Origin of the sequence: Microbacterium sp. LWO12-1.2 (assembly GCF_040675875.1) — a bacterium.
GTDB lineage: Bacteria > Actinomycetota > Actinomycetes > Actinomycetales > Microbacteriaceae > Microbacterium.
This window is the reverse complement of the sequence record NZ_JBEGII010000001.1, coordinates 657,666-669,694: the sequence shown is the minus strand read 5'-3', so window position 1 is coordinate 669,694 and position 12,029 is coordinate 657,666. Positions and strand designations below refer to the sequence as shown.

8 protein-coding genes are annotated in these 12,029 nt (G+C 66.3%); 1 reads left to right on the top strand and 7 read right to left on the bottom strand.

The genetic code is table 11. The annotated features are described in order from the left end of the window. Positions 1-175: 175 nt before the first annotated feature. On the bottom strand, positions 176-2,089 hold the full coding sequence (typA, locus tag MRBLWO12_RS03130; protein ID WP_363552597.1) for a translational GTPase TypA: 1,914 nt from the start codon (positions 2,087-2,089) through the stop codon (positions 176-178). A 98-nt stretch (positions 2,090-2,187) separates the two neighbouring features. On the opposite strand from typA, the gene MRBLWO12_RS03125 reads away from it, so the two are divergent. After that, positions 2,188-2,991, top strand: a complete 804-nt coding sequence (locus MRBLWO12_RS03125) for a CPBP family intramembrane glutamic endopeptidase (protein WP_414685505.1) — start codon at positions 2,188-2,190, stop codon at positions 2,989-2,991. Between the two features lie 48 nt (positions 2,992-3,039). Here MRBLWO12_RS03125 and MRBLWO12_RS03120 read toward each other — a convergent pair whose 3' ends face one another. The 6 genes from MRBLWO12_RS03120 to gcvP form a co-directional block, all read right to left on the bottom strand. Next, positions 3,040-3,606 carry a PH domain-containing protein gene (locus MRBLWO12_RS03120; RefSeq protein WP_363552593.1) on the bottom strand — a complete coding sequence of 189 codons (567 nt, stop codon included), beginning with the start codon at positions 3,604-3,606 and terminating at the stop codon, positions 3,040-3,042. A gap of 2 nt (positions 3,607-3,608) precedes the next feature. Further along, a complete protein-coding gene (locus tag MRBLWO12_RS03115) occupies positions 3,609-5,282 on the bottom strand; it encodes an ABC transporter ATP-binding protein (protein WP_363552591.1) in 1,674 nt (557 codons plus the stop codon). Then, positions 5,279-6,223, bottom strand: a complete 945-nt coding sequence (locus MRBLWO12_RS03110) for an ABC transporter permease (RefSeq protein WP_363552589.1) — start codon at positions 6,221-6,223, stop codon at positions 5,279-5,281. The genes MRBLWO12_RS03115 and MRBLWO12_RS03110 overlap by 4 nt, the downstream gene beginning before the upstream one ends. Next, entirely contained in the window at positions 6,216-7,142 is a 927-nt protein-coding gene (locus tag MRBLWO12_RS03105) for an ABC transporter permease (protein WP_363552587.1), read from the bottom strand. Before MRBLWO12_RS03105 ends, MRBLWO12_RS03110 begins: the two co-directional genes overlap by 8 nt. A gap of 102 nt (positions 7,143-7,244) precedes the next feature. Next, positions 7,245-8,918 (bottom strand): peptide ABC transporter substrate-binding protein, encoded by a 1,674-nt coding sequence (locus MRBLWO12_RS03100; RefSeq protein WP_363552585.1) that lies wholly within the window; start codon positions 8,916-8,918, stop codon positions 7,245-7,247. A gap of 234 nt (positions 8,919-9,152) precedes the next feature. After that, positions 9,153-11,981, bottom strand: coding sequence for an aminomethyl-transferring glycine dehydrogenase (gcvP, locus tag MRBLWO12_RS03095; protein ID WP_414685503.1), 2,829 nt, complete (start codon positions 11,979-11,981; stop codon positions 9,153-9,155). Positions 11,982-12,029: the final 48 nt, after the last annotated feature.

The following is a 12,029-nucleotide window of genomic DNA, read 5'->3' as shown; positions in this document are numbered from 1 at the left end:
CACCCGGACCTGCAGGGAACAGGGCGACTCATGGGAGCCGACTCGCCGGGCGCAAGTCACCGAGTCTGCACGGCCAACCTGAACGAAAACAATCTCTCACCTGGGCATTTCATGAGAAGAGGGCCTCCTCCGCGTCGAAATCGACGGGATGAGGCCCTCTTCGGGACAGCTGTCGTCAGGCGCCGGCGTCCTGACGCTTCATGCGAGCGGTCTCACGCGCACGCGTGTTCGCATCGAGGTTGACCTTGCGGATGCGGACGACCTCGGGGGTCACTTCCACGCATTCGTCGTCACGGGCGAACTCCAGGCTCTCCTCGAGCGTCAGCTGACGCGGCGGCGTCATCGACTCGAAGGTGTCGGAGCTGGCTGCACGCATGTTGGTGAGCTTCTTCTCCTTGGTGATGTTCACGTCCATGTCATCCGCGCGCGAGTTCTCGCCGATGACCATGCCCTCGTAGACCTCCTGCGTGGGCTGCACGAAGAACGACATGCGCTCCTGCAGGGCGATCATCGCGAACGGGGTAACGACACCCTGGCGGTCGGCGACGATCGAGCCGTTCTGACGGGTCGTGATGGAGCCGGCCCACGGCTCGTAGCCGTGCGAGATCGCGTTGGCGATTCCGGTGCCGCGCGTGGTGGTCAGGAACTCGCTGCGGAAGCCGATGAGGCCACGCGACGGAACGATGAACTCCATGCGCACCCAGCCGGTGCCGTGGTTCGTCATGTTCTCCATGCGACCCTTGCGGTTCGCGAGGAGCTGCGTGATCGCACCGAGGTGCTCTTCGGGAGTGTCGATCGTCAGGTGCTCGAACGGCTCGTAGGTCTTGCCGTCGATCTTCTTCGTGACCACCTGCGGCTTGCCGACGGTGAGCTCGAAGCCCTCACGGCGCATGTTCTCGACGAGGATGGCCAGTGCCAGCTCTCCACGACCCTGGACTTCCCACGCGTCGGGACGTCCGATGTCGACGACCTTGAGCGACACGTTGCCGATGAGCTCCTTGTCGAGACGGTCCTTGACCATACGGGCGGTGAGCTTGTGGCCCTTGACCTTGCCCATCAGCGGCGAGGTGTTGGTGCCGATCGTCATCGAGATGGCGGGGTCGTCGACCGTGATGGCCGGCAGCGGACGCACGTCCTCGGGGTCAGCGATGGTCTCACCGATCGTGATGTTCTCGAAGCCGGCGATGGCGACGATGTCGCCGGGGCCGGCGGACTCGGCAGGGTAGCGCTCGAGGGCGCGGGTCTTCAGCAGCTCGGTGATGCGAGCGTTCTGGTGAGTGCCGTCAGCGCGGACCCAGGCCACCGTCTGGCCCTTCTTGAGCGTGCCGTTGAAGACGCGCAACAGAGCGAGACGGCCGAGGAACGGGCTGGAGTCGAGGTTGGTGACCCAGGCCTGCAGCGGCGCCTCGTCGTCGTAGGACGGCGCGGGAACGTGCTGGAGGATCGCCTCGAACAGCGGCTCGAGGTCGTCGTTGTCGGGCAGCGAGCCGTCGGCGGGACGGTTCTGCGATGCGGCACCGGCACGACCGGACGCGTAGACCACCGGCACGTCGAGCAGGGCGTCGACGTCGAGGTCCGGCACATCGTCGACCAGGTCGGACGCGAGCCCCAGGAGCAGGTCGTGCGCCTCTTCCTCGACCTCCGCGATGCGGGCGTCGGGACGGTCGGTCTTGTTGACCAGGAGGATGACGGGGAGCTTCGACTCAAGCGCCTTGCGCAGCACGAAGCGGGTCTGCGGCAGCGGGCCCTCGCTGGCGTCGACGAGCAGCACGACACCGTCGACCATGGACAGGCCGCGCTCGACCTCGCCACCGAAGTCGGCGTGACCGGGGGTGTCGATCACGTTGATCGTGATCTCCTTGCCGTCGGCGTGCTTGCCCTTGTAGGTGATCGCCGTGTTCTTGGCGAGGATCGTGATGCCCTTCTCACGCTCGAGGTCGTTCGAGTCCATCGCGCGTTCGTCGACGTGGGCGTGCTCGCCGAACGAGCCGGTCTGGCGGAGCATCGCGTCGACGAGCGTGGTCTTGCCGTGGTCGACGTGCGCGACGATAGCGACGTTGCGGAGGTCAGAGCGGAGGGCGTGCGCCATGCAGGAGTCCTAAAAGATGGTGGGAAGTGCCGAGAAACCGACGTTCCAGGATAGCGCACGCACAGGGACTGTTCCTGAACACAGGCCGTAGCATCGAGATCGTGACCTCTCTCCCGGCTGACGGCGCCCTGTCCACCGCACCGCCCTCGCGTGCGCGGTTGTGGTGGGAGATCGCGATCGTGCTGGCGCTCGGCCTGGGTCAATCGGCCGTGTACGCGATCGTCCAGCTGGCCTACCGGCTGACCGATGAGACGCCGCTCGCGGACCAGACCGCGACGCTGAATCCCTCGCGCAGCGACCGGGAGATCTTCGACCTGATCTACCAGATCCTGTCGATCGGATTCTCGCTCGTGCCGGTCGTCCTCGTCTGCTTCCTGCTGTGGCAGACGTCTCGTCCTCACCTGGGACGCCTGGGGCTGGATGGGACCCGTAGGGGTCGAGATGCGGGCCATGGGATCTTGCTGGTGCTCGCGATCGGCATCCCCGGCCTCGCTCTCTACCTCGTCGGGCGCGCGCTCGGGCTGTTCGTGGCGGTGAACCCGACGGGTCTCGACGCGCACTGGTGGACGGTGCCGATCCTGCTGCTCGCGGCAGCCCGCGCCTCACTGCAGGAGGAGTTCGTCGTGCTCGGGTACCTGTTCGCCCGTCTGAAGCAGTTGGGCTGGAGCCCCTGGACGATCATCGTGGCGACCTCCGTGCTGCGCGCGAGCTACCACCTGTATCAGGGCCCAGGTGCATTCATCGGCAACCTCGCGATGGGGCTGCTGTTCGGTTGGCTCTTCCAGCGGAGCGGCAGACTCCTGCCATTCCTGGTGGCGCACTTCCTGATCGACGCGACCGTCTTCGTCGGCTACCCGTGGGCCGCGGCGACCTGGCCCGCGCTGTTCGGATTGCCCGGCTGATCACGCCACGGCGGGCGGACAGTGCAGGCGGCACTCCCCCGGGTGACGTCAGCCGGCGGTGGCGATCAGTACCGCGCCGACAGCCCACAGCACGATCACTCCGAGGGCGATCAACGCGGGTCCGTCCCAGGTGCGCGTGATCGGCGCGTCCGCACCGACGGCGGATTCCCACCGGTCGCGGATCTCGGTGAGGTCGCGAACTCCGGCAGGCACCTTGGACCGGGCATCGTCCTGACCCGCGCTGGGGCGGTTGGGACGCGAGCGCGCCGGTCCGCCGTAGCAGCTGATGTCCGTGCCGTCGTCGAGCGAGAACACCAGCTGCCAGCGGAAGTCGATGTCGCGCACGCGACTCCAGCCGAAGGAGGTGCGGCGGAGCATGTTCTGCACCGACGCGCCGTCGGCATCGACCCGCACCGCCGAGACGAAGCTGATCTCGTAGACGATCCACAGGCCCAGCAGCACCCAGGGCGCGATGAGGAGCATCTGACCCCAGCTGCCGCGCAGAACGGTGTCTCCGAGCAGGAAGATCGCCAGAAGGCCGCTCAAGACGATCGCGGCCGGTCCTGAGGACGCGCGGTACGTCCGCGCGTCCTCAGAGTGTTCCGAGTCCGTCACCGTCAGTGTCCACCGAGGGTGATCGATGCACCGGGGATCGCCTTCAGCAGACGATCCGTGTACTCCTGCTGCGGGTTGGCGAAGATCTCGTCGACGGTTCCCTGCTCGACGATCTTGCCCTTCTCCATCACACAGACGAGGTCGCTCGACACTCGCACGACCGCGAGGTCGTGGGTGATGAACAGATACGTCAGACCGAGTTCGGACTGGAGTTCTGCCAGCAGCTGCAGCACCTGGTCCTGCACCAGCACGTCGAGCGCCGACACGGCTTCATCCAGCACGAGGATGTCGGGCTTCAGCGCCAGGGCACGGGCGATCGCCACGCGCTGACGCTGTCCGCCGGACAGCTCGTTCGGGTACCGCGTCGCCAGCACGCGGGGCAGCGAGACCTGATCGAGCAGCTCCTCGACCCGCTCGCGCTGCGACGCGCGGTCGCCCACGCCGTGGATCTGCATCGGCTCGGCGATCGTGCTGCCGATGTTGCGCAGCGGGTCGAGCGAGCCGTACGGGTCTTGGAACACGGGCTGCATGCGCCGCCGTAGCCCGAACGCCTGGGCGTTCGACAGCTTCGACACGTTCTGACCATCGATCTCGATGGTTCCGCTCGTCGGCTCCTCCAACTTGAGCACCATCTTCGCGACCGTGGACTTGCCCGAACCGGACTCGCCCACCAGCGCGAGGGTCTTGCCCCGCGGGATCTCGAAGTTCACGTCATCCACCGCACGGAAGGCTTCACTGCGGAAGCCTCCCTGGCGGATCCTGTAGTCCTTCGTCAACCCGGCCACCCGCACGGTCGGCGGGATATCGGCGAGGTCCTCGAGCGTCTCGATGCCCCGGTCCTCCACCACCGCCTGGATGCGCTTCGATGCCACGCTCGGGGCCGCGGCCACGAGACGCTTCGTGTACGGATGCTGCGGGTCCTCGAGGATCTGACGGCTCGGCCCCGCTTCGACGATGCTGCCGCCGTTCATCACGATGATCTTCTCGGCACGTTCGGCCGCGAGTCCCAGATCGTGCGTGATCAGCAGCACCGACGTGCCCTTGTCGCGTGTGAGGCTCGCCATGTGGTCGAGGATCACGCGCTGCACCGTCACGTCGAGTGCCGAAGTCGGCTCGTCCGCGATCAGCAGCTTCGGGTCGGCAGCCAGTCCGATGCCGATCAGCGCCCGCTGACGCATACCGCCCGAGAACTGATGCGGGAACTGGTGCAGACGACGCTCCGCGTCGGCGAGACCGGCCTGCTTCAGCACCTCGACCGTACGTGCCTTGACAGCATCACGGCCCTGGGCGATGCCGTTCGCACGGATCGCCTCCTTCACCTGGAACCCGATGCTCCACACCGGGTTGAGGCTCGACATCGGATCCTGCGGGACGAAACCGATGTCCCGCCCGCGAACACCTTCGATCTCGCGGCGGGTGAGCGTGGTGAGCTCACGTCCGTCGAGCGTGACGGATCCGGCCGTGACCTTTCCGGTGCCAGGGAGCAGGTTCACGATCGCGGTCGCCGTCGTCGACTTGCCGGAACCCGACTCGCCGACGATCGCCACGGTCTCGCCGGGCATCACATCGAAGCTCACCCCGTGCAGGACCTCTCGCATCCCTTCCTGGGTCCGGAATGCGACGGTGAGGTCGCGCACGCTCAGCAACGGGACCTGTGGAGTGACGTGCGCGCTCATCGGCGTGCCCTCGCCTTCGGGTCGAGGGCGTCTCGGATGAGCTCGCCCAGGGTGACGAATGCCAGCACCGCGAGGGTGAGGGCGATCGACGGATAGATGAGCGCCATCGGGGCGACGCGCAGCGAGGCCTGCGCCTTGCTGATGTCCAAGCCCCACGACATCACGTCGCTGCCGAGGCCGACTCCGAGGAACGACAGGGTCGCCTCCGCGACGATCGCGGCCGCCAGCCCGAGCGTCGAGACGACGAGCAGCGGAGCGATCGCATTCGGGATGACGTGGTTCAAGAGGATCTTGAACTTGGACTGTCCCAGTGCCTGAGAGGCCATCACGAAGTCGGCCTGGCGCACGCGGAGGATCTCAGCGCGCACGACACGAGCCGTCGATGCCCAGGCGAAGCCTCCGATCGCGAACGCGAGTGTCCACACCGAACGCGAGTCACGGAACACCGTCATGACGACCACGGCCGCCAGGATGTACGGAATCGCGAAGAAGATGTCGCCGACGCGCGAAAGCACCGAGTCGAGCCATCCGCCGTAGAATCCCGCAAGTGCTCCCATGATCAGGCCGAGGAGCGACGAGATCACCGTCGCGATCAGTCCCACTGCGAGCGAGGTCTGGGCTCCCCAGACGATGCGCGCGTAGATGTCGCAGCCCTGGAATGTGAAGCCCAGCGGATGACCCTCGGTCGGGCCCCCGTTGCTGTTCGCCAGCAGACAGTTCGAGTTGGGCGGTGTCGTGGTGAAGAGAGTCGGCCAGAGCGCCATGATCAGGAAGAAGAGGGCGAGGACGACGGAGAACCAGAACAACGGACGACGGCGCAGGTCAGCCCACGCGTCACGCCAGAGGTTGCTGGGCTTGTCGGCGATGCGGACGGCGTCGACGGCGATCGATTCGGTCTCGACCGGAGCGACGTAGTGCTTCTGGGTCGTGGGGTCAGACATAGCGGATCCTCGGGTCGAGCAGACCGTAGAGCAGGTCGATGAACAGATTCACCAGGACGTACAGGATGACGAACACGGTGACGAACGAGACGACTGTCGGTCCCTCGCCGCGCTGGATCGCCTCGAACAGCGTCTTGCCGACACCGGGCACGTTGAAGATGCCCTCCGTGACGGTGGCGCCGACGAGCAGCACTCCGAAGTTCGTTGCGGAGTTCGTGATCACCGGGATCAGAGAGTTCCGCAGCACGTGCACCGGAAGCACACGATTGCGCGAAAGACCCTTGCTGTAGGCGGTGCGCACCCAGTCCTGGTTCAGGGTGTCGATGACCGAGCTGCGCATCAGGCGCATGCTCACGGCGTACAGGCTGAAGCCGAGCACGATCGCCGGCAGCCAGAGGCCGCCCCAGTCGTTGTCCGCCCCCACTGTGGGTTTGAACCACCCGAGTTGGATCGCCAGGAAGTACTGCGCGAGGAACGCGACCACGAAGATCGGGATCGCAATCGCAACGAGAGCCACGATGAGCGACGAGTTGTCGAACAGCTTGCCCTTGCGCAGCGCCGAGATCGTGCCGATGAAGATCGCCAGCACGAACTCGATACCGATCGCCATCACGGCGAGGCGCCCGGTGACGGGCAGCGTGGCGGCCAGCACGGTGGAGACCGGACGACCTGAGTAGGTGGTGCCGAGGTCTCCCTGGAAGACGCCGGTGATGTAGTACCAGTACTGCACGAGGAACGGCTCGTTCAGGTGGTACTGCTCACGCAGCTGGGCGACGACCGCCGGGCTCGGAGTCTTGTCGCCGAACAGGGCGAGGATCGGATCGCCAGGCATGGCGAAAACCAGGAAGTAAATGAGCAGGGTGGCTCCGAAGAAGACCGGGATCACCTGCAGAAGACGCCTCAGAATATAACCGAGCATCCGCTTGTCCCTTCTCGAGGGGAAAGCAAGCTACGCGAACACAAGCCTGTGAGGCGATGACGAAAGAATCGTCACCGCCTCACAGTGAAGTGCCGTCAGAACTTACTCGCCGGCCTTCGTGATCTCGTAGTAGAGCGGCACGGAGTTCCAGCCGAACGTGACGTTGTCGACGCTCTCACCGAAGCCACCGGTGACGTTGGAGTACCACAGCGGGATCGCGGGCAGATCCTGGAACAGGACCTCCTGCGCCTTGGTGAAGTCCTCGATCTGCGCGGCCGGGTCAGGGTTGCTGATACCGGCCTTGATGAGGTCGTCGAACTCGGGGTTCGAGTAGTCACCGTCGTTGGATCCGGCACCCGTCGCGTAGAGCGGGCCGAGGAAGTTGTACAGACCCGGGTAGTCCGCCTGCCATCCCGAACGCGCAGCGGTCGTGATCGTGCGGTCGTTGATCTTCGTGCGAAGGTCCTGGAAGGTCGGGTACGGGTCACCGGAAGCTTCGATGCCCAGCGTGTTCTTGATGCTGTTGCTCACTGCATCGACCCAGGCGTCGTGTCCACCATCGGCGTTGTACGCGATCTTGAAATCGCCGTCCCACGGCGAGATGGCGTCGGCCTCGGCCCACAGCTTCTTCGCCTCGTCGGGGTTGTACTCGAGGACCTCGCTGCCGGGAACCGAGTCGGACCAGCCGTCGATCACCGGGGACGTGAAGTCAGCTGCCGGGGTACGGGTGCCCGAGAAGATCGTCTCGGTGATCTCTTCACGGTTGATCGCCATCGACAGCGCCTGACGGCGCAGCTGGCCCTCTTCGCCGCTGAAGTGCGGGAGGAACTGTCCGATCGTGAAGGACTGGAACACGGCGGAGGGCTGGTTCACAGCACGGTCGCCGAGCTCATCGGTGAAGACCTGGAGCGAGTTGGTCGGGATCGCGTCGATGACGTCGACCTCGTTCGACAGCAGGTCGGCGTACGCCGCCTCCTGCGTGGCGTAGAAGATGATCGACAGACCGCCGTTGGCCGCCTTGCGTCCGCCTTCGTAGTCGTCGTTGCGCACGAGGTCGATCTGCACGTCGTGCTGCCACGCGTCGTCGCCATCGATCTTGTACGGGCCGTTGCCGATCGGGTTCTGACCGAACGCGTCGATGTCCTCGAACGCGACGTCAGGGAGCGGGTAGAACGCCGAGTAGCCGAGACGCAGAGCGAAGTCGGAGGCCGGCTTGTTGAGCTCGATCGTGAAGGTGTAGTCGTCGACCTGCTTCAGGCCGGCGAGGTCGCCCTGTGCGCCGAAGATGTCGTCATCGGGGTTGTTCGGGTCGCCCGGGTCATTGATGAAGCCCTCGATGTCCTCGAAGAAGTAGCCGGAGAGCTGGGCGTTCTCGGCCTGTGCCCCGTAGTTCCACGCCTTGATGAAGTTGTCGGCGGTGATCTCCTCACCGTTGGTGAACTTCAGGCCTTCCTTGATCTTGACCGTGAGGTGCTGCGGGTCCTCGGTGGTGATCTCCTCGGCGACGTCGTTCACCGGCTTGCCGTCGGCGTCGTAGTAGATGAGACCCGCGAAGATCTCGTCGAGGATCTTTCCGCCGCCGACCTCGTTGGTGTTGGTCGGGATCAGCGGGTTCTCCGGCTCGGAGCCGTTCGTGGTGATGATGGCATCCGGGTCGGCCGACCCTGCGCCGTTGTCTCCCGAGTCGTTTCCGCCACCACTCGCGCAGCCCGCGAGCGCCAGGGCGCCGATCGCGAACAGCGCGGTGCCCGCAAGGGCGATCTTGTTGCGCTTCACTTTGTTGTCCTCCTGGACTGTCACTCAATCTGCGCGCTCACCGTTGAACGCGTAGGGATAGTTGAGCGTAACCCGGTGGTCGTCGCCTGCAGAGCTCGGCTAATCATTCGTTACTGAGTGGTGACCAACATGTGACATGTACGAAACACCCCGTGCGACGCACCCCGTCGATGCAGAACGGCGCCGTGCACACCCTCAGGTGACACGGCGCCGTCATGGCTCGAGCAGTATGCGTCAGGCGAACGCCTCGATGGGCGGGCAGGCGCACACCAGGTTGCGGTCGCCGTACGCCTGATCGATACGGCGCACAGGTGGCCAGTACTTGCCGGCGACGAGTGCGTGCACAGGGTAGGCGGCGTCCTCGCGGGTGTAGGCGTGGTTCCACTCCCCCGCGATCAACGAGACGGCGGTGTGAGGTGCGTGCACGAGCGGGTTGTCATCCGCAGGCCAACGGCCGGCTGCCACGGCATCCGCCTCGGCCTTGATCATGATCATGGCCTCGATGAACCGTTCGATCTCCGCCAGATCCTCGGATTCGGTCGGCTCGACCATCAGCGTGCCCGCGACGGGGAACGACATGGTCGGCGCGTGGAAGCCGTAGTCGATCAGACGCTTCGCGACGTCGTCCACCGTGATGCCCGTGGCTTCCTTGAGCGGACGCAGGTCGAGGATGCACTCGTGCGCGACCCGCCCGTCCTCGCCGGCGTAGAGCACCGGATAGTGCTCGCCGAGCCGCACCGCGATGTAGTTCGCCGAGAGGACGGCAGCGGCTGTCGCCCGGCGCAGACCGTCGGCGCCCATCATGCGCACATAGGCCCAGGAGATCGGCAGGATCCCGGCGGAGCCGTAGGGAGCGGCCGAGACGGCGCCGCCCTCGAACACGAAGCCACCGGCATGCTCCGCGCGCTGCGCGAGCGGGTGCGCGGGCAGGAACGGCGCGAGGTGCGCCTTGGCGGCCACCGGCCCCACGCCAGGTCCCCCGCCGCCGTGCGGGATTGCGAAGGTCTTGTGCAGGTTGAGGTGCGAGACATCGCCCCCGAGGTCGCCGAAGCGCGCGTAGCCGAGCAGCGCATTGAGGTTCGCGCCGTCGACGTAGACCTGCCCGCCGGCGTCGTGCACCGCGGAGGTGATCTCGACCACGTCCTGCTCGTACACGCCGTGCGTGGACGGGTACGTGATCATCAGCGCAGACAGCGACTCGGCGTGCGCAGCGATCTTGGCACGCAGATCGTCGAGATCCACGTTGCCGAGCTCATCGCACGCGACCACGACGACCTTCATGCCGGCAAGCACCGCAGAGGCGGCGTTCGTGCCGTGCGCGGACGACGGGATGAGGCACACCGTGCGCTGGGCGTCGCCGTTCGCGAGGTGGTATCCGCGGATCGCGAGGAGCCCGGCGAGCTCCCCCTGCGAGCCGGCGTTCGGCTGCAGCGAGACCGCGTCGTATCCCGTGACCTCGGCGAGCCAGGTCTCGAGCTGATCGATCAGTTCGAGATAGCCCGCCACATCGGACGCCGGCGCGAAGGGGTGGATGCCCGCGAACTCGGGCCACGTGATCGCTGCCATCTCGGTCGCGGCGTTGAGCTTCATGGTGCACGACCCCAGCGGGATCATGCCCCGGTCGAGGGCGTAGTCACGGTCGGCGAGGCTCTTGAGATACCGCATCATGGCGGTCTCGCTGCGGTGGGCGTGGAAGACCGGGTGTGTCAGGTACTCGTCCTGGCGGAGCAGCGCCTCGGGCAGGGCGCCACGTGAGCCGCTCTCGAACCAGCCGAACGCCCGCTGCTGCTGGCCTCCGAACACCATGGCGACCTGATGCAGCTCGCCGAAAGTGGTGGTCTCATCGACCGCGATGCTGATCGTGTCGGCATCCGCGACGTGCAGCAGGATGCCGTAGCCGTCGTGCGCCTGCGCGGCATACTCCGCCGCACGTCCGGGCACGCGCACCTGCACGGTGTCGAAGAAAGCGTCGTGCGCGACCTCGACACCAGCCTCGATGAGCCAATCGCGGAGCCGCAGAGTCTTGTCGGCCACCTGACGCGCGATCTCACGCAATCCATCCGGCCCATGGTAGACGGCGTACATCGACGCCATCACGGCGAGCAGCACCTGGGCGGTGCAGATGTTCGACGTGGCCTTCTCGCGGCGGATGTGCTGCTCGCGCGTCTGCAGCGAGAGGCGGTAGGCCGGCTTGCCGTCGGCATCGACCGACACCCCGACCAGGCGACCGGGGAGCTGACGCTCGAGTCCGGCGCGCACGGCCATGTATCCGGCATGCGGGCCGCCGAAGCCCATCGGCACTCCGAAACGCTGCGTCGTGCCGACCGCGACATCGGCACCGAGCGAGCCTGGCGAGGCGATCAGCGTCAGCGCGAGCAGGTCGGCGGCGACGACGGCCAGCCCGCCCACGAGGTGCGCGGCGTCGATCACGGCCGACGGGTTCCACACGTTGCCGGATGCGCCGGGGTACTGCACGAACACACCGAACAGCTCCGCCGGGAGCTCTTCACCTGCCGCGATGTCGACCGCCACGAGCTCGATACCCACGGCGTCGGCGCGTGTGGCCAACAGGGCCTTGGTCTGCGGGAGAGCGTCGGTGTCGACCGCGAACACGTTCGACGTCGACTTCGAGGCGCGACGGGCGAGCAGCATGCCCTCGACCACGGCCGTCGACTCGTCGAGCATCGAGGCGTTCGCCGTCGACAGCCCGGTGAGCTCGGACACCATGGTCTGGAAGTTGATGAGCGCCTCCAGGCGTCCCTGCGAGATCTCCGGCTGGTAGGGCGTGTACGCCGTGTACCAGGAAGGGTTCTCGAGCACGTTGCGCTGGATCACCTGCGGGGTGATCGTGCCGTAGTACCCGAGGCCGATCATCGGCCGGTTCACCGCGTTGCGCGAGGCGAGCGCACGGAGCTCGGCGAGCGCCTCTGTCTCGCTGGCAGCGCGCGGGATCACGGACTCCCCTGCGTCGGTGAAGATCGCGGACGGCACGGCCTGGCGCATGAGCGCGTCGACCGGGCTCCCATCCTCGAGCGGAGAGGTGACCCCGAGTGCGTCCAGCATGGTGCGCTGTGCAGCGTCGGTGGGTCCGATGTGACGATCGGCGAAAGA